General features: G+C 49.6%; 23 protein-coding genes, 1 tRNA gene and 2 other RNA genes. 6 read left to right on the top strand and 20 right to left on the bottom strand.

From position 1 onward, the window contains the following. The 15 genes from dppC to FEK43_RS19055 all read right to left on the bottom strand — a co-directional run bounded on the left by dppC (position 1) and on the right by FEK43_RS19055 (position 14,851). Positions 1–903 carry a dipeptide ABC transporter permease DppC gene (gene dppC / locus FEK43_RS19125; RefSeq protein ID WP_130210086.1) on the bottom strand — a complete coding sequence of 301 codons (903 nt, stop codon included), beginning with the start codon at positions 901–903 and terminating at the stop codon, positions 1–3. Between the two features lie 9 nt (positions 904–912). Then, complete coding sequence (dppB, locus tag FEK43_RS19120) at positions 913–1,932, bottom strand: dipeptide ABC transporter permease DppB (RefSeq protein ID WP_000938857.1); 1,020 nt, start codon at positions 1,930–1,932, stop codon at positions 913–915. A gap of 307 nt (positions 1,933–2,239) precedes the next feature. Further along, positions 2,240–3,847, bottom strand: a complete 1,608-nt coding sequence (gene dppA, locus FEK43_RS19110) for a dipeptide ABC transporter substrate-binding protein DppA (protein ID WP_016262652.1) — start codon at positions 3,845–3,847, stop codon at positions 2,240–2,242. A gap of 661 nt (positions 3,848–4,508) precedes the next feature. Continuing rightward, positions 4,509–4,642, bottom strand: a non-coding RNA gene (locus tag FEK43_RS19105) — RtT sRNA. Positions 4,643–4,676: 34 nt separating this feature from the next. Next, positions 4,677–4,810: non-coding RNA, RtT sRNA (locus FEK43_RS19100), on the bottom strand. 34 nt (positions 4,811–4,844) lie between these two features. Beyond that, positions 4,845–4,921: transfer RNA gene (locus tag FEK43_RS19095), tRNA-Pro, on the bottom strand. Between the two features lie 91 nt (positions 4,922–5,012). Beyond that, a complete protein-coding gene (gene eptB, locus FEK43_RS19090) occupies positions 5,013–6,704 on the bottom strand; it encodes a kdo(2)-lipid A phosphoethanolamine 7''-transferase (protein WP_130260123.1) in 1,692 nt (563 codons plus the stop codon). Between the two features lie 252 nt (positions 6,705–6,956). Further along, entirely contained in the window at positions 6,957–7,481 is a 525-nt protein-coding gene (gene lpfE, locus FEK43_RS19085) for a long polar fimbrial protein LpfE (RefSeq protein WP_135408246.1), read from the bottom strand. A gap of 5 nt (positions 7,482–7,486) precedes the next feature. Beyond that, positions 7,487–7,963, bottom strand: coding sequence for a fimbrial protein (locus FEK43_RS23200; protein ID WP_240783047.1), 477 nt, complete (start codon positions 7,961–7,963; stop codon positions 7,487–7,489). Between the two features lie 101 nt (positions 7,964–8,064). After that, positions 8,065–8,538, bottom strand: a complete 474-nt coding sequence (locus FEK43_RS23195; RefSeq protein ID WP_240783048.1) for a hypothetical protein — start codon at positions 8,536–8,538, stop codon at positions 8,065–8,067. Between the two features lie 10 nt (positions 8,539–8,548). Then, positions 8,549–11,080 carry an outer membrane usher protein LpfC gene (lpfC, locus tag FEK43_RS19075; protein ID WP_135408248.1) on the bottom strand — a complete coding sequence of 844 codons (2,532 nt, stop codon included), beginning with the start codon at positions 11,078–11,080 and terminating at the stop codon, positions 8,549–8,551. A 23-nt stretch (positions 11,081–11,103) separates the two neighbouring features. Then, the gene (gene lpfB, locus FEK43_RS19070; protein ID WP_138158692.1) at positions 11,104–11,790 is read right to left on the bottom strand and encodes a long polar fimbrial biogenesis chaperone LpfB; all 687 of its coding nucleotides are present in this window, start codon (positions 11,788–11,790) and stop codon (positions 11,104–11,106) included. A gap of 83 nt (positions 11,791–11,873) precedes the next feature. Continuing rightward, positions 11,874–12,398, bottom strand: coding sequence for a long polar fimbrial major subunit LpfA (gene lpfA, locus FEK43_RS19065; RefSeq protein ID WP_130210072.1), 525 nt, complete (start codon positions 12,396–12,398; stop codon positions 11,874–11,876). 323 nt (positions 12,399–12,721) lie between these two features. Then, on the bottom strand, positions 12,722–13,924 hold the full coding sequence (locus FEK43_RS19060) for an MFS transporter (protein ID WP_135491247.1): 1,203 nt from the start codon (positions 13,922–13,924) through the stop codon (positions 12,722–12,724). 228 nt (positions 13,925–14,152) lie between these two features. Further along, on the bottom strand, positions 14,153–14,851 hold the full coding sequence (locus FEK43_RS19055; RefSeq protein ID WP_138158691.1) for an autotransporter outer membrane beta-barrel domain-containing protein: 699 nt from the start codon (positions 14,849–14,851) through the stop codon (positions 14,153–14,155). Positions 14,852–15,008: 157 nt separating this feature from the next. On the opposite strand from FEK43_RS19055, the gene tag reads away from it, so the two are divergent. Both tag and FEK43_RS19045 read left to right on the top strand, forming a co-directional pair. Further along, positions 15,009–15,572 carry a DNA-3-methyladenine glycosylase I gene (gene tag, locus FEK43_RS19050; protein ID WP_135408256.1) on the top strand — a complete coding sequence of 188 codons (564 nt, stop codon included), beginning with the start codon at positions 15,009–15,011 and terminating at the stop codon, positions 15,570–15,572. Next, on the top strand, positions 15,569–16,009 hold the full coding sequence (locus FEK43_RS19045) for an N-acetyltransferase (RefSeq protein WP_130210064.1): 441 nt from the start codon (positions 15,569–15,571) through the stop codon (positions 16,007–16,009). The genes tag and FEK43_RS19045 overlap by 4 nt, the downstream gene beginning before the upstream one ends. Here FEK43_RS19045 and bisC read toward each other — a convergent pair. Next, positions 15,978–18,311 carry a biotin sulfoxide reductase gene (gene bisC, locus FEK43_RS19040; RefSeq protein WP_135408258.1) on the bottom strand — a complete coding sequence of 778 codons (2,334 nt, stop codon included), beginning with the start codon at positions 18,309–18,311 and terminating at the stop codon, positions 15,978–15,980. The two genes, FEK43_RS19045 and bisC, sit on opposite strands and share 32 nt — an antisense overlap. Positions 18,312–18,463: 152 nt before the next feature. Between bisC and FEK43_RS19035 the strand changes: the two genes are divergently transcribed. Together FEK43_RS19035 and ghrB are read left to right on the top strand one after the other, a co-directional pair. After that, on the top strand, positions 18,464–19,123 hold the full coding sequence (locus FEK43_RS19035; protein WP_000747625.1) for an OmpA family lipoprotein: 660 nt from the start codon (positions 18,464–18,466) through the stop codon (positions 19,121–19,123). 103 nt (positions 19,124–19,226) lie between these two features. Further along, on the top strand, positions 19,227–20,201 hold the full coding sequence (ghrB, locus tag FEK43_RS19030; RefSeq protein ID WP_130210060.1) for a glyoxylate/hydroxypyruvate reductase GhrB: 975 nt from the start codon (positions 19,227–19,229) through the stop codon (positions 20,199–20,201). A 48-nt stretch (positions 20,202–20,249) separates the two neighbouring features. Here the strand turns inward: ghrB and FEK43_RS19025 are convergent, their stop codons facing one another. Beyond that, the gene (locus tag FEK43_RS19025; protein ID WP_130210058.1) at positions 20,250–20,960 is read right to left on the bottom strand and encodes a DUF3053 domain-containing protein; all 711 of its coding nucleotides are present in this window, start codon (positions 20,958–20,960) and stop codon (positions 20,250–20,252) included. Positions 20,961–21,379: 419 nt separating this feature from the next. On the opposite strand from FEK43_RS19025, the gene FEK43_RS19020 reads away from it, so the two are divergent. Then, positions 21,380–21,670: an HTH-type transcriptional regulator gene (locus FEK43_RS19020; RefSeq protein WP_130210056.1), complete on the top strand. Its 291-nt coding sequence runs from the start codon at positions 21,380–21,382 to the stop codon at positions 21,668–21,670. A 281-nt stretch (positions 21,671–21,951) separates the two neighbouring features. Further along, positions 21,952–22,164, top strand: coding sequence for an RNA chaperone/antiterminator CspA (gene cspA, locus FEK43_RS19015; protein ID WP_000014594.1), 213 nt, complete (start codon positions 21,952–21,954; stop codon positions 22,162–22,164). Between the two features lie 53 nt (positions 22,165–22,217). Here cspA and yidD read toward each other — a convergent pair whose 3' ends face one another. The 3 genes from yidD to glyS all read right to left on the bottom strand — a co-directional run bounded on the left by yidD (position 22,218) and on the right by glyS (position 25,313). Continuing rightward, the gene (gene yidD, locus FEK43_RS19010; RefSeq protein WP_135408260.1) at positions 22,218–22,610 is read right to left on the bottom strand and encodes a membrane protein insertion efficiency factor YidD; all 393 of its coding nucleotides are present in this window, start codon (positions 22,608–22,610) and stop codon (positions 22,218–22,220) included. Positions 22,611–22,767: 157 nt separating this feature from the next. Beyond that, on the bottom strand, positions 22,768–22,920 hold the full coding sequence (gene hokA, locus FEK43_RS19005; protein WP_001135725.1) for a type I toxin-antitoxin system toxin HokA: 153 nt from the start codon (positions 22,918–22,920) through the stop codon (positions 22,768–22,770). A 323-nt stretch (positions 22,921–23,243) separates the two neighbouring features. Further along, positions 23,244–25,313 carry a glycine--tRNA ligase subunit beta gene (gene glyS / locus FEK43_RS19000; RefSeq protein WP_135408262.1) on the bottom strand — a complete coding sequence of 690 codons (2,070 nt, stop codon included), beginning with the start codon at positions 25,311–25,313 and terminating at the stop codon, positions 23,244–23,246.

Here is a 25,313-nt window from a genome sequence, read left to right as displayed (position 1 = left end):
TTACTGCTTCAGTTTGGGATCGAGCGCGTCACGCAGACCGTCACCCATCAGGTTAAATGCCAGCACCGTCAGCAGGATCGCCAGACCCGGGAAGGTCACGACCCACCAGGCGCTTTGCGCGAACTGCAACACATCGGAGAGCATGGTGCCCCACTCCGGTGTTGGCGGCTGCGCCCCCATGCCGAGGAAACCAAGAGCAGCCATATCGAGAATGGCGTTAGAGAAACCGAGCGACGCCTGAACAATCAACGGTGCAAGACAGTTGGGAAGAATATTGATAAACATCTGGCGCAGCGCCCCGGCACCTGCCACGCGAGACGCGGTGACGTAATCGCGATTCACCTCCACCAGCACGGCGGCGCGGGTTAAGCGCACATAGTGCGGCAAGGCAACGAAGGTTAGCGCCAGCGCGGCGTTACCAATCGACGGGCCGAAAATCGCCACCAGCACCAACGCCAGCAGCAGACTTGGCAGCGCCAGCATGATATCGACCACGCGCATGATGATGTTATCGACCAGGCCGCCGAAGTAACCGGCGACCAGGCCGAGAATAACGCCCATAATCAGCGATAACACCACCACCAGACAGCCAACCAGCAGCGACAAGCGCGCGCCGTACATCAGGCGCGACATAACGTCACGACCGACGTCATCTGTACCGAGCAAGTGCGCCATGCTGCCGCCTTCCTGCCAGGCTGGCGGGGCGAGTAGCGCATCGCGGAACTGTTCCGCCGGGTTATACGGCGCAATCCAGTTGGCAAAGATCGCGATAAACAGCACGATGACGACGTAAACCAGCCCGACAACCGCGCCTTTGTTGCGTTTAAAATAGTGCCAGAACTCCTGTAACGGGGTCATCGGCACCGGTGCGATAATCACTTTATTTTCAGTAACCTGTGACATGATGTCCCCTTACTTCTTATGACGAATACGCGGGTTCACCACGCCGTACAGCAGATCGACCAGCAGGTTGACGAGGATAATCATCGTCGCCACCAGCAATACGCCGCCCTGCACTACCGGATAGTCGCGGCGTTGCAGTGCGTCAATCAACCAGCGCCCAAGACCGGGCCACGAGAAGATGGTTTCGGTCAGAATCGCCCCCGCCAGCAATGTTCCCACCTGAAGGCCGATAACAGTCACCACCGGCAGCATCGCGTTACGCAGCGCATGGACGATAATCACCCGCATCCGGGTTAGCCCTTTAGCGCGCGCGGTGCGGATGTAATCCTCGCCCAGCACTTCCAGCATTGAGGAGCGCGTCATACGAACGATAACCGCCAGCGGAATTGTGCCCAGCACCATCGCCGGTAAGATCATATGGGCGACGGCATCGATAAAGTTACCGTCTTCACCCCAAATAGCGGTGTCGATCAGCATAAAACCGGTTAACGGATTGGAATCATCGAGGAACACCATGTCGCTCACGCGACCGGAGACAGGCGTCAGGTTCCAGTGCACCGAAACCAGCATGATCAGCATCATGCCCCACCAGAAGATCGGCATCGAGTAGCCGGTCAGCGCCAGGCCAACCGCAGTGTGATCGAAAATGGAACCGCGTTTAACCGCAGCCAGCACACCAACCGGAATACCGACTGCCGTAGCAAAAATCATCGCACAGACACCAAGTTCCAGCGTGGCCTGGAAGCGCGGCACGAACTCTTCCCAAACCGGGATGCGGCTTTTCATCGAAATGCCTAAATCGCCGTGCATTACGCCCCAAATGTAATGGAGATACTGCTGCCACATCGGTTTATCCAAGCCGAGTTCTGCCAGCAATTGCGCGTGACGCTCTGGGGAGATCCCACGTTCGCCCGCCATGATCATCACCGGATCGCCCGGGATCATGTGGACAAAGGCAAATGTGAGAAGGGTAATACCGATAAACGTGGGGATGACGAGTCCCAAACGTCGGAGAATAAACTGCAACATAACCCGGATTCTCTGTAGTGACCCGCAGCCTGGAACTGCGTGTCTGTATTGCTCACAAATCAATTCCCGCCCGTGTCGGACAGGGAATGAAGTATTGCTGCCGGATGGCGCTGCACGCAGAGGCACAGCGCCACCGGGTATACAGATTGTTGACAAAGTGCGCTTTGTTTATGCCGGATGCGGCGTTAACGCCTTATCCGGCCTACAAAATCGTGCAAACTCAATACATTGCAGAATTTTCGTAGGCCAGATAAGCGGAGCGCATCAGGCAGTTTTGCCTTTGCCATCAGTCTTGTATGGCTTTTAATTATTCGATAGAGACGTTTTCGAAGTGATGTTTGCCTAATGGATCAACCACATAGCCTTTAACTTCTTTGCGTACCGGTTCAAACACGGTGGAATGAGCGATGATCAGTGCCGGAGCCTGATCGTGCATCACCACCTGTGCTTGTTTGTACAGTTCAACGCGTTTGTTGTGGTCGTCGGTAGCACGCGCCGGTTGAATCAGATCTTCAAACGGTTTGTAGCACCATTTTGAGTAGTTGGAGCCTTGTTCAGAGGCGGCGCAGCTGAACAGGGTGGCGAAGAAGTTATCCGGATCCCCGTTATCGCCAGTCCAGCCCATCATTACCGTCTGGTGCTCGCCATCTTTCGCACGCTTGAGATACTCACCCCATTCGTAGGTGACGATTTTGGCCTGCACGCCGACTTTCGCCCAGTCAGCCTGAATCATCTCTGCCATGCGGCGAGCGTTCGGGTTATACGGACGTTGTACTGGCATAGCCCACAGGTCGATGGAGAAACCTTTTTCCAGACCCGCTTCTTTCAGCAAGGCTTTCGCTTTTTCAGGATCGTAGGTGTAGTCCTGAACGTCATCGTTATAGCCCCACATGGTTGGCGGGATCAGGTTTTTCGCTGCCACGCCCGCGCCCTGATAAACCGCTTTGATGATCGCGTCTTTGTTCACCGCGTAGGTCAGAGCCTGGCGAACTTTCACGTCATCCAGTGGTTTTTTCTGCACGTTATACGAGAGATAACCGACGTTCAGCCCCGGCATTTCCATCAGATTGATGGATTTATCCTGCTTCATGCGAGCGATATCTGCCGGGTTCGGGTACGGCATTACCTGGCATTCATTTTTCTGCAATTTAGCGTAACGCACGGAAGCGTCAGGGGTAATAGAGAAGACCAGCGTATCGATCTGCGGTTTGGTGCCCCAGTAGCCATCAAACGCTTTGTAGCGAATACGGGAATCTTTTTGATACTGCTGTAACTGGAACGGACCGGTGCCGATTGGGTTGAGGTCCAGTTTTTCCGGCGTACCGGCTTTCATCATCGCGTCAGCATATTCTTTTGACAGAATAGAAGCGAAGTCCATTGCCAGGTCAGCCAGGAACGGTGCTTCAGGGCGAGTCAGCACAAACTGAACGGTGTTGTCGTCCACCTTTTTCACTTCGCTGATCAGCTCCGGCAAGCCCATGCCTTCGAAGTATTCGTAGCTACCGCCAGAAACTTTATGGTACGGGTTTTGCGCGTTTTTCTGACGATCGAACGAGAACACCACGTCATCGGCGTTCAGTTCGCGCGTCGGTTTGAATTCTTTGTTGTCGTGCCACTTCACACCTTTACGCAAGTGGAAGGTATAGGTTTTACCGTCATCGCTGACTTCCCACTTTTCAGCGAGGCCCGGGATCACTTCAGTGGTGCCAATTTTAAATTCAACCAGACGGTTATAAAGCGGTACGGAAGAGGCGTCATAGGTGGTGCCGGAAGTAAACAGCTGCGGGTTAAACCCTTCCGGAGATCCTTCTGAGCAATAAACCAGAGTTTTAGCCTGAACACTTGCTGCGACGGTCATAGCCACCAGGCTGAGACCAAGCTTCAGCATCCCTGACTTTTTCAAGGAAATACGCATTATTCTGCTCCAATTGTGATGTTTGTTGTTTTAACCCTTTGCAGTGGGTTGTCGCTGCCTGACCTTTTTTGTTTTTTGCCCGGTCGGGTCAACGTTATGAGGTGGGGATGCCGTACTAATTAACATCAGTGTTACAGTGCGGATCCTCCATAAAATGCCCCTCGTGACCTACAATCTGTCAACAGAATGTGAAAACGTCAATACAGCCCACCGGGATTTACACCAACGGTGAGAATCCACAAACAAAGATTAAAAAAACTTCAAACAACTATTTGCAGCAGAGAAATTTGTGCTACGCCAACATAACCAGAACAATCAGCTTAATATTTAGCAACAATTGGTGATTAAGTTTTATGCATTTAATGAAAAAAATCTGAGGAAAAGGTGGATATCTGAGCGATTAATACCATGAACGCTAAACCGCACAGCGGAAAATGCCAGCGCCAGGCATAAGTAACGCAAAAAAAGATTTAAGCAAATATAAAAAAAGACAATGGTTTCTGTCACAAATCCGTTAATGGATAGTGAGATGTGGGGCGCAATTTTGGCAGGGAAATGTGTGCTGCCATTGCCTGATGCGACGCTGCCGCGTCTTATCAGGCCTACGTTCGAGCGGGTTACAGAAAGCAAAAAACCAGCCCGTAGGCTGGTTTTTCTAAATTGGTCGGTGATAGAGGATTACTCGCCACTTCGTGGCTCGCCCTGCGGGCCGTTGCTGACGCAACGTTCTCTCGCTTCGCTCGAGTCGAACCTCCCTGCCCCCGGAGGTTCTCGTCCTCATGGGCTACAAATGCAAAAAAGCCTGCTCGCTGAGCAGGCTTTTCGAATTTGGTCGGTGATAGAGGATTACTCGCCACTTCGTGGCTCGCCCTGCGGGCCGTTGCTGGCGCAACGTTCTCTCGCTTCGCTCGAGTCGAACCTCCCTGCCCCCGGAGGTTCTCATCCTCATGGGCTACAAATGCAAAAAAGCCTGCTCACTGAGCAGGCTTTTCGAATTTGGTCGGTGATAGAGGATTCGAACCTCCGACCCCTTCGTCCCGAACGAAGTGCGCTACCAGGCTGCGCCAATCACCGAATGCGGGGCGCATCTTACTGCTCAGATACGCCTTCGTCAATCCCTTAATAGCAAAATGCCTTTTGATCGGCGAGAAACTCAGCAGTGCATTTAGTTAGCTTCTGCTTTCTTCGCCTGAGGGATTCGACACCAGTTGTTGTTTTCGTTGATACCACCGTCCGGTGAAGTATAACCAAGGCAACCTAAAATGGTGTCGTACAGTTCTACATGACGGCGTGGCACTTTTATATCCGCCTCTTTTTTCAGCTGCGCGAATGCCTGCGCGTTGGCCGGATTCTCCAGATATTTATCCGACATCCAGACCATCATCGGTACGCGGAACTGCTCCGGTGGCGCATATTCACGTGGTGTGCCATGCAAGTGCTCACGTTCGTTAATTGACTCACCGTGGTCCGCTGCATAGAAAATAATGGCTTTCTTATCGCGGAATTTGTCGATAACCGTGTCGATAAAATGATCAACGTAGGTGATGGAGTTATCATATGAGTTAATCATCGGCGCTCGTGGGCATTTGCGGTCAATGGCATAGCACTCTGGCTTCCACTGGGCAAACTCACGGGGATAACGTTGAGTATAGTTGTAGTGCGAACCTTTGGTATGCAGGACAATCAGATGCTTACCTTCTGGTTTTTTCTCCAGAGAACGCTCGATTTCATTGACCAGTAACATGTCGTCCACCGCTTTCCCACGGTTACGCGGCTCTGCTGCAATTTGCTCGCGATAGGCAATGTTGTCAGCCATGGTGTTGCTGTAGAACCACATCTCACTCTGCATGGCGTACAAATCAGAGCTAAAGCCCAGCTGTTTGAGAACCGCAAATACGTTCTGCTCTTTAAGCGTACGTTGTGGGTTATCTTCCGTTCCACCTTCACGTACAAACATACAGCGTAGTGATAATTTAGTCGCGGTATCACAAGAATAACCACGGTACATCACCAGGTTTTTCTCTTTGGCCAGCTTCGGCGTGGTATCGCGCTCGTAGCCCAGCATCCCCATATGATCCCAACGCGTAGTTTCGCCAATAATGAAAACCACATAGGTGTCGTCGAGATTTTGCGTCGGGGTATAGGTGAATTTTTTTGCCGGATTCATCAGCGACCGATTGTCTGACGATTCATCCACTTGCGCCCAGGCATACAGCCCCAACGCAGAAAGCCAGTTCGAAGGCAGATAAGAGTTCGCCAGCACGCCGCCGTAGCTTGGCATATCCACTCCGGCCAAACGGTCTGCACGCTTTTGCACTACATCCATCAGACGAATTGGGCCCCATACCAACAAGCCCGCCAAAAGCACGGTAAGCGCACTACGCCAGCGAGTTTTCGGGGTACAAAGTTGGCGCCAGAAAGTGTCTTGTGAACGGTTCATCCAGATAAATAGCAACGGGATAATACTCACCAGTACAACCCATGCGATAAGCGTCCAGCCAACCACTTCTTTCGACAGGTCAATGTCGGTGGTCATCACCGAAGCAACAATCCCGTAGCCAATCATGACATTCATAAATGTCATGTAGTAGCTGGCTCCGGCAGAAATCAGCACCAGCAATGAAGCCAGCACTTTCCAGGCCGTTCTGCCAAAGAGTGAAATTAAGCGTAAAAAGAAGAAGGTTGCCAGAACCGTCCCTGCCAGTTCGATAACCGCCGAGACGCCATTAAGAAAAGTGAAGTTATGCGCGTAACCGTCAAACCGACGGAAATAGACTGCGCAATTCATAAACAGACCGATATAGACAGCGAGCAAAAAGCTTAGCTTTTGCTGCGTTATCGTTTTGATATATCTCATGCAAACAAACCCTGGAAAAACAGGTGATAACACCCTGCATTATGGCCTTTCAAGCCAGGCAAGGGAAAAGTGCGAAGGTCGTCAGATAAGGAAAATCTGCACACGCTGATAAGTAGACCACAGCAAAGGGAAAAAGTGTGGGGAAAGAGTGTGCTTGAAGCACAAATTTACAAAAATACAAGTATGAAAAAAGACTTTAGCGTTACAAAAAGCAGTAAAAAGGGCCAGTTTCCTGGCCCCGAAGATGCGAAATTATTCGTACTGAACGGTAAAATCGACCGTTGCATCCGCGCGACCAATGGTTGCATCAGCGCGAATTGGCACATAGCTGGCGATATAGTTCAGTTGATGTGCGCCATCACCGTTAATTGCAAACTCAACCGGTGTCGGTGTCGTATTTTCCGGGAACTGTTGTACTCCCGCGGCGGTTTTGATTTTCAGCCCAACGCCCGTAGCGCCCCCCGCATCCAGCGCAAAAAGATTCGGGTCGTCCGCATTGGGCGTACCATCCATAGTGACGTAGGCTCTGACCACATCGCTACAGTTTTTCAGACCGATGGAAAAAGTAGTGGGATTAAGTTCCGTTCCAATTCTTACTGGCTGTTTAAGGACAGCCCTTCCCAAGTCTACCTCAATATTGTCTTTTACCAGTTCACAAGCACCCTGGCTAATTTTGAGGGTGAATTTCAACGTTCCTTTCGGCCCTAAATCCGTGGTTGCCGCCAGTGACGAAAAGGAAAGAGGCAGCAGACATAACGCAAGTATTGTTCGCTTCATGGCTGTTACTCCAGTTCGACATGCATGGTAGCAATGCCGCTATAATCACCGGCAGCGGGTAATTTTCCGGTCGTGCTAACGGGATAAGCGGTAATTGTGGTTGTCGCTTTGCGTTTGACATCTTCGTACAGCGAACCGGGATTCATTTCTAATAAGCTATTACTGTCATTCGGCTTGAGGATATTACCTTTACCGTCCTCAATGACTGCACCAACATCGGCGTTACCTAAATCAATTGCGCTGGGGTAAGCATTATTCGGTGTTGCATCAATACTGAGATAAATTTTAACGCCATCTGAAATATTATTGCAGTCAAAACTCAGTTCTTTTTGTACCTTCCGAACATTTTGTGGCGGTTGCCCGGCACGCCCTTTAAAGTCATGGGCCTGATATTCTCCGAATGGAATATCCAGCACGGTGCCAGCGGCAAGTTCACAACCTTGAGTGACAGTGATTTTCCCCAAAATACTTACTGTTGCCATTGGAATACTGCCGTAAGATGAAGCTTTTTTTGAACCATAAAGTGCAGCAATTTGAGTTTTTGGAATATCCAGTTCACCAGTAAAAGGCTTGGTTATTTTTATTATACATTACCTTTACTCCCTGTCGTCCAACCCGTTGACAATCCCCGCGTACACTCCAGACCAAGAGTAACATTATCAATGTCCGTAAATGGAACAATATAATCCCCACGTCTAAAAATATAAATCTTCGTTAATACTGATATATTATTATTCAACTTGTAATAATTTGACTGGGGAGTTGAATCCAAAAGAGTAGATTCTCCTTTAAATCTAGTTACTACTCCCGTTTGAGGTATAGGATCAGGGCACTGACAATAAGCGGAATAAGTATACCCTAGATCAAATGGAATACTGACGATTTTACCTGATTTATTTTCAGTCGGGACCATAATGGTTTGCGTTATATCAAACCAATAGTCGTGAGGTATTCCTGAATCAGTCTGACAGGGTCCCCAATCCGCTGCATAAGTACTCGTAGAAAATAAACTTAAGGTTATTAATACAGCACCAAACACTAATTTCACAAAGCTCATCTGCATATCCTTATTTCTCACATACCGCATTAACCATCACGATAGCCGAATTGTCCTTTTTCTCTGGCAAACGGAACGGCACACGGCAACGTTGCGCCTGCTCATTCCCCCAGCTCACCTGTAACTCGCCCTCTTCCGGCATCCCGCTGATATAGAGCTGCCCCTCTTCACCCACAATGCTGCTGGCTGGTTTGCTGTCATCACTTAATGCTGCGGTAGCACCGAACGGTACAGCGTTGCCATTCGCCTGTTTTAAACTCATCAATACGCGGTAACCAACGCGCGTTTCAAAGCGGGAACGAACAACTGCGCCACGCGTTGGCACGACTTTCTGGAACGCTTCCTGTAGTTCAACGTTTTGCCCCAGCGTGTCGCTGCGCAGTTCCACAATGGTTTCACGATATGGCGTGAGATACGGCACCACCGCGTTACCCATCCAGTCAACTTCTACGCCGCTGCTATTAACCACATGTCCACCACGCGCGCCCGGAGCAGAAACAATCGCCAGACTTTCCCCTAAGGGCTGCGAAAGCGTTATACCTTCACTGTGAACGATGACACCGCCGCGCACGCCATAGTTAACCTGTTGGTTATCTTTGGAATAGTTATAGCCCATGTCGATGTTGCCAGAGCCACCCATATACCCCATATTGACGCTGCCACTGTAGCCAACGCCATTACTGGTGTAACCCTGCTGAACGTTATAGTTCAGGTTACGATCTTCCAGTAACGTGCCGCTGACAGAGGCCTGTTGCGACGTCCTGCCATTCTGGTCGGTGGTCATGCGATAACTGCTCCACGCGCCCCCCAGAGGGATCGAAACACTGAATGACCACAGGCGATCGTCTTCTTCCCATTCCGGGCTTCTCGTCCAAGTATAGGCCACACTGTAATTCACCCGACCAATATGACCGTGATAACCAGCGCTTAAGGAGTTCTCCTTACCGTCAACGTTCCAGTAATCCTGCTGCGTCATATTGAAATAAACAGAGCCGTAGTCTCCCAGTTGCTGAGTAATGTTGCCCTGTATCTGGCTGCGCTTGTGATAACGACGGTAATCACTGTCGGCGCCACTGCGAACATCGGTCGCTTCCTGGAAGGTGTAATAGCCGCTAGTTGAATACTTGTAGCCCAGCAGGCGCAAGTCAGTGCCGCCGTCAAAACTTTTCGAATAGAGGAAACGATAAGACTGGCCTTCCTCTTTTTCATTGTTGCGTAACTGACTTTTCGCCTGGGTGACATCCACCGATACCGCGCCAATGGTGCCGAAGTTTTTCCCCAGCCCCAGCGCTAAGGCGTTGTAGTCAGCCGATAACAATGCACCACCATAGGCGGTCATTCCCCACGGCAAGCCGTACATGGCGGTAAACTGCCCGAATCGCGATTTATCGCTGTCGTAATTACCCGCACGATACTCACCGGCAGCCAGGCTATATTTCAGATACCCTTCACGCTGAAAAATCGCCACCGCCGAAAACGGCTGGATGAAACGTTGTTCACTTCCGTCGGCTTCTTTAATGATCACCGTCAGGTCGCCGCTGCCGGAGGTTGCGTAGAGATCGTTAATCTCAAATGCGCCCGGCTGAACAAAAGTGCGATAAATGACATAGCCGTTCTGTTCGATACTGACTTCAGCGTTGCTTTTGGCGATGCCGCGCACCACCGGAGCAAAGCCACGCTGGCTGTCCGGCAACATCTCATCGTCAGATGCCAGTAACGCCCCGCGCATTTGTACGCTGTCAAAAATCTCGCCAGGCGTGGCGGTATCACCCAGTGTTATCTGTGACTTGAGTGGAATAATCGCCCGGTTTAACGATGTACCAACGTTATCCCATTGGTTTTTGCCATCGGTACGGTTCCAGATACTGTTATTACGTAAACGCCACGGACCGACGTTCAAACCGCTGCGCAGGTTCAGGTAATAACTGTCACTGGTAGAGTCTGAAGATGAACCTGTTCCTTCATTGCGCCCATTGCTGCCACTAAAGCTGTAATCCAGCAACAGCGCGGGTATTCCTTCGTCCCAGCGAGAAGGGTCAACCGTGCCACGAGCGGTCATCATCATTGCCGCCTGCGGGAAGGAAAGATGCAGCGTCTGAGTATTAAAATCAAAGCGGCTGGTGGCCTGGGGAATGATTTCATCAAACGCCACACAGGCTTCCGGTGGTGACATCTTCAGCGCCGGAAAGCTGTCAACACGCACGCCCATTTCTTCCAGTTGCACCCGGCTAAGGCAAGGCATAAGCGACTCACCGCTGGCTTTGCGTTTCGCTTCGCTGGCGGTACTAAAATCCAGCGTCCGGGAAGCCATTTTTTCTTCGTTTACAAACACCGAAACCCGGTATTTACCGGGTATTTGCTGGCCGACAGGTGAGTCGTATACCGACAAGTCGACGTGTTGATCGATACCCTGAACGTTTTCGAGAAATTTAGGGTTAAATTTTCCGCCATACGCAGGTAACGAGCTGGCAATCGTTAATGCCAGCAGTGAGAAAGAAAAATGCGCTCTGTAGTGATAGAGAGGTAAATGCATCCAATGCATAGTAAAAGCGCCTTGTAAAAGGATCAGTTAATCGGCTTCGTCAGCATTTCGCCAGCAACACCGAAATCATTAATAATGCTGTATTTCACTTCGTTCGCATTGCCTGTATCGGCTGGAAGGTTAATGTTTAACTTTCCTTTCGCGAGAACCATTCCCGCCCGTTCAATCTTTTGTCCATTAACGGAAAACTGATTAAAGGTCAGGTTATAAGCGGAGTCGTTATTAACCACAATTTGGTTATTTTGACGTTGAAAACGTAACTGCTTCATTGCCTCAAGATTACTTCCCGGTAAGCCTTTCGGACGGTAGAACAACTTCAGACGGGTGCGAACGGCTATCTGTAAGACGTTTTTATTTTCATTTTCAGCGCTTTTCGCAGGAATCGCTTTTACATTAATCCAGTAAACAGATTCACGATCTTTAGGTAAAGTATCTTCAATATTGACGATACGTAAGACGTTATTTTTATCGGGATCAAGTTTGAATAATGGCGGTGTAATAATAAACGGTGTTTTTTTATTGCCATTCACATCATCAATCCATGACTGGATCAAAAACTCTTCATTTTTATTGTGATTTTCAACGGTCAGCGACGCTTCTTTCTTGCCGCCATCATAAATAACACGCGTCGTGCTTAAGGCTATGCCACCAGCAAAACACTGTTGTGCGGTCATTAAAAGTGCCAGCACGGCAAGGCTAATACGTTTCATGATTCGGTCCCTGAGTCATTGGTGCGAATAATGGCAACAGATAATCTGTTGCCATTGAGAGATGATCGTTCCGTCAGGCTCGATTAGTTGTAAGTCAGGTTGAAGTCGACTTCGGCGTTACCGTAACCGATGGTTACTGCATCTTTAGTAGAGACATAGTTAGCGGTGAAATACAGAACGGTCTGGCCTTGTTTCAGAGTAGTTTTGGATTTACCAGTATTCAGTTCAACCAGCGTATTGGTGTTATCATAAATACCAATACCTACGCCAGATGCCGCACCTGGTTCAGTGCTCACAGAAATCAGTTTGCTGTTGTCTGCATCACCAACACCGTTAAAACTGATATCCACATTTTTGAACGTGGAGATATCGCAGTTTTCCAGTTTGATTTTGAACGGAGTTGCTGTGGATTTATCACCAGTAGCAGTAAACACAGACTTGTTCACCTGGCCCAGAACAACTTCTTGTTTTTGAGTGTCTGGAGACACAACACAAGCGGCGTCAACAATCTCACCAGTGAATTTAACAGTACCGTCGCCCGCATCAGCTGCGAATACGGAAGTAGAGGTCAGCGCAAGCGCAGATAAGGCAAACAGAACCTTTTTCATTTATAACTCCATTTATATAGATAAATATGCTTGATGTTGTTCATAACAACGGGGGGGCAGATTATACAAATGGTGCTAAAAAATAAAATTATTTTACTGAAGGTGTATTTTGGTAACAAAGTTAAATTTACTTCAACTTCAATGAATTACAAATAACGCATCAAATAGCCACTGTGTTTTTAGGAATATATTTATATTTATGATTTATATTAAATAACAAAACACATTCTTTATATGAATATTATTGCTCATTTAATATTCGATTATAAAAAAGGGAGACGCTGACGTCTCCCTGTGGGATTTATTTCAGTAGCCACATATTTCTAAATATGTGCTTCACGCAATACTTCCTGCTCTGGCTGGCGAATGGTAGTAGAAAGCGCCAGAGACAAAATCAGCAGGGCAAAAATGACGTAGAAAGTCACATAGAAGCCGCCAAACAGTGAGGCGATAAGCGAGCCGCAAATGCTGCCGATACCGAAACCGAGGTAAATCACACCGTAGTTTTTAGCCAGGTTATTAAGACCGAAAAACTCACTGACCAGTGACGGGAACACAGTAATCGTGCCGCCGAAGTTAAACGCCACACAGGCAATCGCCGCAAAGAATGTCACTGCATTCAATGGTGCAAACAGCAGTGCTGCCATACCCACCAGCGAAATCACCTGTCCAATAGTGATGACACGGATACGGGCGATTTTGTCAGACAGAATGCCCAGCACCAGACGACCAGAAAGGTTAGCAATAGAAATAACCGTCACTGCGTTGGCCGCGGAAATTGCATCAAGATGCGCCAGACTCTGAGCAATATCTTTCGCTACACCAATCACATACAGACCGCTCATGCAGGCAGTGAGGAACATCACCGCCAGCATCCAGTATTGCGGTTTACGCATTGACTCGGCCAGAGTGAAATCATTTTCCACCACACCATTATGGGTTTTGACTTCCTGTTTCGGCGCGTCTTTCATTAACGTCGCGCCAAAGACAATCATCACCAGCGCAATCGCGCCCCAAATCACAAAGGTTTTTTCCAGACCCACCGTCTCCAGCAGATGCGAGTCGATAAATTTGAATCCCAGGCTACCCAAACCATAGGAACCAATAGCAAACGCGGAGATCAGCCCTTTACGCTCCGGGAACCACTTCACACAGTTAGAGAGCGTCAGCAGATAACCTGCCCCATCTGCCAGACCAACCAGCACACCAGCGCTCAACCACAGCATCATCAGGCTGTTGGAGTGCGCGGTAAGAAAGAACCCCAATCCCAGCAGAATACCGGAAGCCATTGTGACGCGCTTGACACCAAAACGTTCCTGTAACTTGCCAGCAACAGAAGAAGAAATTGCCAGTCCCAGACTCAACAGGCCGAAGGAGAAAGCAACCTGACTGACCGGCGCATCCAGTTTGGCTGAGAGCGCGCCATTAAACAGGCTCCAGGTATAAACTGACCCCAGCGCAAACTGGGTGATAATGGTACCGATAAGGGTTAGCCAGCGGGTACGCTGATAGTTTGAAGGTGTCATGGCAGTGTCCTGCAGTAGTAAATTGGAAGATTCTCTGCCGACAACCATAACGAAGTGCATTTTATGCCAGGGGAAAAACGGCATGAAATGCCATCAGAACGGAATGAAATGCTTTAACTAAGGAATGAATGACATGACAAACATTCATTAAAATTATTATTTGAGTGAGTTAGCACCCACTATCATTACAATAATTGTTATTGCCGGGCTTTGATTGTGACCAATTCGTTAAAATCTGGCGCTAACGCCCATGGTATACAAGTAATCACTATCATTGGCGCTATTCTCCGCCTGGGATAACGCGGCATAGGCGGCAATATGTTGGTTAAGCAACATATCGGCTCCTACGGTCACATCGAGCCAGTTACCATTCTGATTTGTCGCTGTCATGCGACTTAGGCCTGATTGAGCCTTCCAGATATTTTCACCAAATTGCTGGTTGTAGCTGATTTGCGCCCAGGGGCGGAAATCGCCAAGTCGGGAATCAACACGCCAGCCTAACGTACTGACGCTGGCATGCCATAACGGATCGGTCAGCATTGCCGTGCTGTCGCCAAACTCGTTATACATCGAAGTGGTCGTACCGTCGTAATGCAATGCGGCAACCGGACCAGTCGTAACGTGTTCATATAAAGGGAAATTCCAGCCCATACTCATGCTGCTGGTTACATCCGCAGGCGTTTCTTCCGCCAGATTAACGTCCAGTCCCAGCACTCTTTGGCTGCTTTGAATACGTTGCGACAAAATATCGTTGTAATCCGGTTGGTGATCGCTATCCCAGGTGTAACGCTCCGTGGTATGTCCGGGTTGCGTATCAACGATATATTCTTGTTGCCAGGCGTAAGCTGTGTTGAGAAAAAAGGAATTGATTACCACGCTCGCCAGTAGACTTAACATCTGGCGACCACCACATTTTTTTATGATCATTAACACGACTCCAGGGAAGAGCCGAATTCGGCATTATTATTGTCATTGTATGAAAGATATCGGGCATAGTAGTCCTGTATTAAATATTGACTTTTTCACCGGTGCGTCAAGAAAAGCCGGTGAAATTTTTACGAACAGGTACATAGCGAGGGAAAGTATGGAACGTTGCGGCTGGGTGAGTCAGGACCCGCTTTATATTGCCTACCACGATGAAGAGTGGGGCGTGCCTGAAACTGACAGTAAAAAACTGTTCGAAATGATCTGCCTTGAAGGTCAACAAGCGGGGCTGTCCTGGATTACCGTTCTCAAAAAACGAGAAAATTATCGCGCCTGTTTTCATCAGTTCGATCCAGTAAAAGTTGCGGCAATGCAGGAAGAGGATGTCGAAAGACTGGTTCAGGACGCCGGGATTATCCGCCATCGCGGGAAGATTCAGGCCATTATTGGCAATGCGCGTGCATACCTGCAAATGGAAGAGAACGGCGAACCATTTGCCGATTTTGTCTGGTCGTTCGTAAATCATCAGCCACAGGTGACACAAGCCACAACGTTGAGCGAAATCCCCTCGTCGACACCTGCCTCCGACGCACTCTCTAAGGCATTGAAAAAACGTGGCTTTAAATTTGTAGGCTCGACGATTTGTTACTCCTTTATGCAGGCGTGTGGGCTGGTGAACGATCATGTGGTTGGCTGCTGTTGCCATCCGGGGAATAAGGCATGATTAGACAAGCGCAACGTTCTGAGCTGCCCGCGATCCTTGAACTGTGGCTGGAAAGCACAACCTGGGGACATCCCTTTATAGAAGAGAGTTACTGGCGTGACTGCATTCCACTGGTGCGTGATGCATATCTTGCTAACGCACAAAACTGGGTGTGGGAAGAAAGCGGTGAATTTCTCGGTTTTGTCAGCGTGATGGAAGGGCGATTTCTGGCAGCGATGTTTGTCGCACCGAAGGCTGTCAGGCGCGGTATCGGCAAGGCGTTAATGCAACATATGCAACAACGCCATCCCCATTTATTGCTGGAGGTTTACCAGAAAAACCAACCAGCGATAAGTTTTTATCATGCGCAAGGCTTTCGCATTGTCGACTGCGCATGGCAGGAGGAAACTCAACTCCCTACCTGGATTATGGACTGGCAGGCGGATCAAACGCCGTAAGCGTAAGTTCAGGGCCGGTGTATTTTTCCAGCCACGCCAGCGCCGTGTTACCTGCACAGCCATTCCCCAGCCGCGAGCTTGGGAGGTCTTTGGTCAGCACATTCACCGCACCGTTCTTACAAATCCCGCCAGCAGTAAAATCCAGATCCGGCCATGCCCCTTCGTGAATGCACATCACACCGGGTTTGATACCTTCGCTAATCACCGCTCCGGCAAGGATTTGCCCGCGTGAGTTCCACAGCCGAACAGTATCGCCATCTTGTATACCGCGCGCCTGTGCATCTACAGGATGAATTGTGACAGGTTCTCGATTTGCCACCGCGTACAATTCGCGCAGGGAACTGTAATTCAACTGACTGTGCAGACGATGCGCCGGATGAGCAGAAAGTACCTGCAACTGTTCCGGTTCGGCGTTGCCCTGCCACTCATCCGGCTCCAGCCACATGGGATGCCCTGGACAATCCGGGTAACCGTAATCCGCGATACGCTGCGAGAAGATTTCAATCTTACCACTGGCAGTTTTTAACGGATGCGCCTGTGGGGCGCGGCGAAAATCAGCAAACCGGATAAACTGTTCGCTGATTGGGTTTTCCGGCATCTCAATGAATTGGTTTGCTTCCCAAAACGCGTCAAACGATGGTAATTCAACCTGCTGACTTGCCCCTCGTTGTCGGGCGACGTTATAAAAAGTTTCCAGCCATTGCAGCTCAGTTTTCCCTTCCGTAAACCGCGCGTAGCCACCCTTCTCCCAACGTTCGCTTAATTCAGCAAAGACATTGAAATCATTACGCGCTTCGTCACGCGGCGGCACGACTTGTTTCATCGGAACAAGATGCTGATTGCTGTAATCTCCGGTCATGGTGAGATCGTTACGCTCAAAAGACGTGGTTGCAGGCAGGACGATATCGGCATGTTTCGCCGCCGCCGTCCAGAAGCATTCTGAAATGACCACCAGTTCCGGTTTTTGCCAGGCTCGAATCAGACGATTAGTGTCCTGATGATGTGTAAAATTGGCGCCGCCCGCCCACCAGATAAAACGAATATCCGGAAAATGTCGGTTCATGCCGTTGTGTTGATACGCGCCGCCAGGATTTTCCAGAGCTTCAACAATGCGAGCTACGGGGATTTTATCTACCGCATCGGTGCCCTCCGGCAAACTGCCCTGCATGGATGAAAGCACCGCAGCGCGGCGCGTGGGATTACCACCGTTGGCAAAATGATAAGAAAGCCCAAAACCGCCACCTGGTGTACCGATTTGCCCCAACATTGCCGCCAGCGTGACGAGCATCCAGTGTTTCTGCTCACCAAACTGTTGGCGTTGCATTCCCCAACCAGCCATCAGCATGGTGGTATTTTGATGGAAAATAGCCGCCAGTTCGCGGATTTTCTCTGCGCCAACACCACAAATCTCCGCCGCCCATTCGGCAGTTTTCGCAATGCCATCGCTCTCGCCCAGCAAATAAGCGGCGAAGACGTCATAACCTGTGGTACAACGTGCCAGAAATGCCTCGTCGTGCCAGCCATTTTCCACCAGCGTATGGGCGATCCCCAGCATCAGTGCTACGTCGGTGCCCATATGTGGAGCTACCCACTCTATTTTGTCGCCAAAGAAATCGACGGTTTCCGATCGCATTGGATCAATGCAGATCAGCTTTTTCCCACTGTCACGCAGTGCACAAAAGTAAGAAAGCCCCTGCTCATCAGACGCATTCCACGCAATTTTCAGCGTATTTAGAGGGTTAGCACTCCACAGCACCACCACATCGCTGTGTTGCAGCACCAACGGCCAGCTGGTCTGCTGTTGATAAACTTCGCTGCCGCCCACAACATACGGCATGATCGCCTGTGCTGCGCCGGTCGAATAATCCCCCAGATGGCCGGTATAGCCGCCTGCCAGCGCCATATAGCGTTGTAACAATGTTGACGCTTTATGCAGCACGCCATTTGAACGCCAACCGTAGGAACCGGCAAAAATCGACGCCGGACCATAAGTTCCGCGAATGCGTTTGTGTTGTTGGTGAATAAGATCCAGTGCCTCATCCCAACTCACGCGAACAAATTCGTCTTGCCCGCGAATTCCTTGTGGATTTTCTGGTGACGCAAGAAAGCCTTTACGCACCATCGGAAATCGCACCCGCGTATTGCTATGAACCTGGTCGCGAACCGCACTCTGCAAAGAGTTTTCCATTCCTGTGGTTAACACACCACGCGAGCTGAAAACTGTTTCACCGTCGGTTTCAACCAGCATTGGGCCCCAGTGGGCGGCAGTAAGAACAGAATAACGTGAGGATGAGTTGGCCAAACCAAAGGCTCCTGAAAAGTTAGATGTATTGAGCAGTTAAATATTACTTACAAATTTCCGAGTATTCCCAGGAATAATCTTCATGTTCACACGGCATAATCTTCCGCCACGAAACCCGTGGCAAAGAATAAAAAGGTTATTAAGGATTAACAATGAAGAAACGTGTTTATCTTATTGCCGCCGTTGTGAGTGGCGCTCTGGCGGTATCTGGCTGTACAACTAACCCTTACACTGGCGAACGCGAAGCGGGTAAATCTGCTATTGGCGCGGGTCTGGGCTCTCTCGTTGGCGCGGGCATTGGCGCACTCTCTTCTTCGAAGAAAGATCGTGGTAAAGGCGCACTGATTGGCGCAGCAGCAGGCGCGGCACTGGGCGGCGGCGTTGGCTATTACATGGATGTGCAGGAAGCGAAACTGCGCGACAAAATGCGCGGCACCGGCGTTAGCGTAACGCGCAGCGGGGACAACATTATCCTCAACATGCCGAACAATGTGACCTTCGACAGCAGCAGCGCCACTCTGAAACCAGCAGGTGCTAACACCCTGACCGGTGTTGCAATGGTACTGAAAGAGTACCCGAAAACGGCGGTTAACGTGATTGGCTACACCGACAGCACTGGTGGTCATGACCTGAACATGCGTCTGTCGCAGCAGCGTGCAGATTCCGTTGCCAGCGCGTTGATTACCCAGGGCGTTGACGCCAGCCGTATTCGTACCCAGGGTCTTGGTCCGGCTAACCCGATCGCCAGCAACAGCACCGCAGAAGGCAAAGCCCAAAACCGTCGCGTAGAAATTACCTTAAGCCCGCTGTAATCACTTTCATGCCAGGTGGTGATTCAATCACCTGGTATTCTTAGGTTTTCCTGCTTCATTTTTCAGGCTAAGGTGATCGCCTTATCAGTGAATGGAGAGAAGCATGAAGCCGTCCGTTATCCTCTACAAAGCCTTACCTGATGATTTACTGCAACGCCTGCAAGCACATTTCACCGTTCACCAGGTGACAGACCTCACTCCACAGACCGTCGCGCAAAACGCGGAAATTTTTGCCGAAGCCGAGGGCTTGTTAGGTTCAAATGAAAATGTTGATGCCGCGTTGCTGGACAAAATGCCGAAACTGCGTGCCACATCAACTATCTCTGTAGGCTACGACAATTTCGATGTCGATGCGCTTACCGCCCGAAAAATCCTGCTAATGCATACGCCAACCGTATTAACGGAAACGGTGGCCGATACACTGATGGCATTGGTGCTGTGTACCGCGCGTCGGGTTGTCGAGGTAGCAGAACGCGTAAAAGCAGGCGAATGGACCGCGAGCATTGGCCCGGACTGGTACGGCAGCGACGTGCATCATAAAACTCTTGGCATTGTCGGGATGGGACGGATTGGCATGGCACTGGCACAACGGGCGCACTTTGGCTTCAACATGCCGATTCTCTATAACGCTCGCCGCCACCATAAAGAAGCTGAAGAACGCTTTAACGCCCGTTATTGCGATCTGGATACGCTGCTACAAGAATCGGATTTCGTTTGCCTGATCCTGCCGCTAACTGAAGAAACGCATCACCTGTTTGGCGCTGAACAATTCGCCAAAATGAAATCCTCCGCCATCTTCATTAATGCAGGACGTGGACCGGTGGTTGACGAAAATGCACTGATTGCGGCATTGCAGAAAGGGGAAATTCACGCCGCCGGACTGGATGTCTTCGAACAAGAGCCACTGTCAGTGGATTCACCGCTGCTCTCAATGGCAAATGTCGTCGCAGTCCCACATATTGGTTCTGCTACTCATGAGACGCGTTATGGCATGGCCGCCTGTGCGGTGGATAATTTGATTAATGCGTTACAAGGGAATGTCGAGAAGAACTGTGTGAATCCGCAAGTCGCGGAATAACCGCGACTGCGTGGAGAAAAGCCCGAAAATCTCCCGGGCTTTTACTCTTTATTGGGTTGCAGTTACTGCTGCGGTCCAGGCCTGATTAAACGCCTGATGTTGTGCCGGTAATGGCGCAATCAGTTTGTTATATTCACTCGCCTGCTGCGAAGTCGGGAACTGAATGCCATTCGCCACAAAGCTTACCTGAGTACCCTGCTGGGAAATATAGTCCCCAACCATTACCAGTTGTTGTGTAAAGGTTTGTGCCGCCGGAATCAACGGTTGTAACGCATCAGCCGGTGTCGTCACCACTTTGGTGAATGCCTGATCAAAGACCGGTTTCAGGTCATCAGTCTGTTTCAGCGCAGAGTGCGCAGCATCGGCCTGCAACTTCGCATTTTGTAGCTGTTGCGCCAGTACACCCAGCGAACCGTTCATTTCACGCAGCGGACCACTTTGCGTGACATAATCCTGTGGTGCACGAATTGCGTTAACGCTGTCTACAACCGGACGTAGACCGGAATCCATCGCCTGATTCACCTGTTGGGAATAGCCATACAGAATCGCGTAATCAGAGACAAAAGGACCAAATTGTTTTTTCTGATCGGCAGTCAAGGTTGGTAGACGTTCACCGCTACGCATCACTGTATTCTGCAGGAAGTCGATAAACGCTTTACGCTGATCGCCTTCTTTATCAAAACACCCACTCAGGCTAACTACCATTAATAACGCCGCAAGAGGCGCAAACCAGCGAGAGCAGGACTTTCCTGTCGCCATTTTCTTACTCCTTTCACCCAAAAAAAGCGCACAACGACACACGCGTGTCTGACGTGACAAGGATAGTCCAGGACAAGCTTGCAAGATACCCTTTATGCATAATCTTCCTGGGAAAATGATGTAGAAAATGAAGGAAGGTTAATTTGTTGTTTCATTGTTAAAAACAGGCATTGCTATTGCGTTTTTTAGCCAGGACTTTACTTCTCTTAGGTAGGTGAAATTTTCGGAATCTTTACAATCCGGGATTCTGCGAAATATATCGGCATTAATCATATCGTTAGGCAACTATAAGTCACAGTTATTGATAGGCTGAATCGAATCACACTCTGGTTGCTTCCCGCTGAGTCTGTGTTTCCCGACTATTCTTAATGAGCTTCAATGCAATTCACGATCCCGCAGTGTGATTTGAGGAGTTTTCAATGGAATATAAAGATCCAATGCTTGAGCTGTTGAGCAGCCTGGAACAAATTGTTTTTAAAGATGAAACACAGAAGATTACCCTGATGCACAGACCTACGCCCTGTACCGAGATTGAGCAATTACGCAAAGGAACGGGGTTAAAAATTGATGATTTCGCTCGTGTTTTGGGCGTATCCGTTGCGATGGTAAAGGAATGGGAATCCAGACGAGTGAAGCCTTCCAGTGCTGAACTAAAATTAATGCGTCTGATTCAGGCCAATCCGGCATTAAGTAAGCAGTTGATGGAATAGAGTTTTATTAACTTTTTTGATGTTTACGGTCCTGATGACAGGGCCGTTTTCCGACCGATTAATCATAAATTTGAAAAATAATTGTTGCATCCACCTCCAATGCGTGGCTTAATGCACATCAACGGTTTGACGTACAGACCATTAAAGCAGTGTAGTAAGGCAAGTCCCTTCAAGAGTTATCGTTGATACCCCTCGTAGTGCACATTTCCTTTAACGCTTCAAAATCTGTAAAGCACGCCATATCGCCGAAAGGCACACTTAATTATTAAAGGTAATACACTATGTCCGGTAAAATGACTGGTATCGTAAAATGGTTCAACGCTGACAAAGGCTTCGGTTTCATCACTCCTGACGATGGCTCTAAAGACGTGTTCGTACACTTCTCTGCTATCCAGAACGATGGTTACAAATCTCTGGACGAAGGTCAGAAAGTGTCCTTCACCATCGAAAGCGGCGCTAAAGGCCCGGCAGCTGGTAACGTAACCAGCCTGTAATCTCTGCTTAAAAGCACAGAATCTAAGATCCCTGCCATTTGGCGGGGATTTTTTTATTGGAAAAACCGCTTTAAATGTAGAGAAGAACAGTCCCAGGAACAATCCAGATCCGGCACCGGGATGCCCGGGCAAAAGTCCGGGATGTGGCAATCGCGACAGGCCGCACCATCACACCCGGAACAATCACAATCATTATTCTTCTTTTTACGTGTAACCTCGTTCAGGTGTTGCTTCTGCCTGATTGTCTGTGCCGCTAGTCGGCAATCTGCAAAACGCTGACGTATCTCGCCCCAGCCTGCAATAACACCTTTCTGTTGAATAATCTCTTTGACCGCTCCCGAACATCCCTGCGTTTGGTGCAACACACTGTAAGCACAGCGATATCCTTTGCGAGGAGAAAGATGTCGTTGATAAAGCATTATCAACAGTAAAAGCAGTTTATTCATGAAGGCTCCGAACCATTCCTGTTCTCAATTAAAAACCTATTTAATAGCCAAATCCATTCGCATTTTTTAAATAATATTCATCAAGGAAATAAATTAGGGTGCATTGAGAATACCCAACACCGTAAGAAAGGCGGGAATAACTTCCCGCCGAAGACTCTTACTCTTTCAAATTGCAGGCTAAAAATGCCGCCAGCTCATAACTCCCCTGTTTAATATGCAATTCACACAGTGAATCTCTTACCATCCAGGTGAAAAATAAAAGCGTGAAACAAATCACTATTAAAGAAAGTAATCCGTATTTTTGCGGCATTCCCAGCCTCCTGTGTTGATTTCCAACGAGTAAGAGGCTAACCTTATGGTGTTCAGGCATAGAGGTAGCCTCACTTTGATTTATAGTCAGGTGGGGCTTTTCTCTGTCTGCCTTTCGGTGAATACCTGAGACAAACAGTCTCAAGCACCCACAGCTATTCTAGCGTAATAAATTCCTTTCCTCTCCTTAATAAAATCCTAAAAAAATCTCATGAAATTAATATATGAGATAATTTTTATTCAGCAGAAAATTATTAAAGGTAGCTGTATTATTTAGCTATAAAAAAAGCCTGCCAAGTGGCAGGCTATTTAATAACAGTGTTATTACTGCAACAGCGAAATATCCGCAACGCGCAGGAATAATTCGCGCAGTTTTTCCAGCATGGTCAGACGGTTGATACGCAGATCTTTGTCATCAACCATGACCATCACTTTATCGAAGAAAGCATCTACAGGTTCACGCAACTCGGCCAGTTCGACCAGCGCATCCTGGTAACGACCTTCAGCAAAGTACGGCTCCAGTTTGTCGCGCAGCACCACAACCTGCATCGCCAGCTTAATTTCTTCCGGCTCTTTCAGGGTAGAGGCATTCACGCGATCGCTCAGCACTTCGTCAGATTTCGCCAGAATGTTAGATACACGTTTGTTCGCCGCCGCCAGTGCAGCCGCCGCATCCAGCGTACGGAAGTGCGATACTGCTTTCATACGAGCATCGAAATCTGCCGGACGAGTCGGACGACGCGCCAGTACCGCCTGGATGGTGTCAACGGTGTAACCTTCGTCCTGATACCAGGCGCGGAAGCGACCAAGCATAAAGTCGATAACGTCATCAACCACGTTGGCGTTGGTCAGCTTATCACCGTACAAGCGCACCGCTTCTTCGGTCAGCGTTTGCAGATCAAGGTTGAGGTTCTTCTCAACGATAATACGCAGCACGCCAAGTGCGGCACGACGCAGCGCAAACGGGTCTTTGTCGCCTTTCGGATGCTGACCAATACCGAAGATACCCGCCAGGGTGTCCATCTTGTCAGCAATCGCCAGCGCACAGGCCACCGGGTTAGACGGCAGGTCATCACCGGCAAAACGCGGCTGATACTGCTCGTTCAGCGCAACAGCGACATCTTCCGCTTCGCCATCGTGACGCGCGTAGTGCATCCCCATAACGCCCTGGGTGTCGGTGAACTCGAAGACCATGTTGGTCATCAGGTCACACTTAGACAGCAGACCCGCACGGGTTGCGTGGTTGACGTCAGCGCCAATCTGTTCAGCAATCCAGCCAGCCAGCGCCTGAATGCGGTCAGTTTTGTCGCGCAGCGTACCCAGCTGTTGCTGGAACAGCACGGTTTGCAGGCGCGGCAGGTTATCTTCCAGACGTTTTTTACGGTCGGTGTTGAAGAAGAACTCGGCATCTGCCAGACGTGGACGAACGACTTTCTCGTTACCGGAGATAATTTGCTGCGGATCTTTCGATTCGATGTTGGCAACGAAGATAAAGTTCGGCAGCAGTTTGCCGTCGTTCGCGTACACCGGGAAGTACTTCTGGTCACCTTTCATAGTGTAAACCAGTGCTTCAGACGGCACAGCGAGGAATTTCTCTTCGAATTTCGCGGTCAGAACAACCGGCCATTCAACCAGAGAAGCCACTTCTTCCAGCAGGTTTTCGCTTAAGTCAGCGTTACCGCCAATCTTACGCGCTGCTTCTTCGGCATCGGCTTTAATCTTCGCCTTACGTTCTTCATAATCGGCGATGACTTTCCCGCGCTCACGCAGAATCTCCGGATACTGATCGGCATTGTCGATAGTGAATTCCGGTTCGCCCATAAAGCGGTGACCGCGAATCACGCGATCGGACTGAATGCCCAGGATCGTCGCCGGAATAACTTTGTCGCCCAGCAGCAGGGTTACGGTGTGAACCGGACGCACGAAGTGTACGTCAGACGCGCCCCAGCGCATCAGTTTCGGGATCGGCAGTTTCGCCAGCGAAGTCGCAACCATATTCGGCAGCAGTGCTTCGGTACTTTCGCCTTTCACGTGGGCGCGATACAGCAGCCATTCACCTTTGTCAGTGGTCAGGCGCTCTGCCTGGTCAACGGTAATACCGCAACCACGCGCCCAACCTTCTGCCGCTTTGCTCGGTTTGCCTTCGGCGTCGAACGCCTGGGCAATTGCCGGGCCACGTTTTTCGATTTCGCGATCCGGCTGTGCTTCCGCCAGGTTAGCTACTTTCAGCGCCAGACGACGCGGAGCAGCAAACCATTGAACGGTGCCGTGTGCGAGGCCAGCGTTATCCAGCTCCGCAGTAAAGTTCGCAGCAAAGGACTCTGCCAGGCTGCGCAGTGCTTTTGGTGGCAGCTCTTCAGTGCCGATTTCCACCAGAAAAGTTTTCTCAGACAT

The sequence above is a fragment of the Escherichia sp. E2562 genome, from assembly GCF_005781075.1.
GTDB lineage: Bacteria > Pseudomonadota > Gammaproteobacteria > Enterobacterales > Enterobacteriaceae > Escherichia.
Note: the sequence above shows the minus strand (reverse complement) of the source record. Positions and strands in the feature narration are given on the sequence as shown.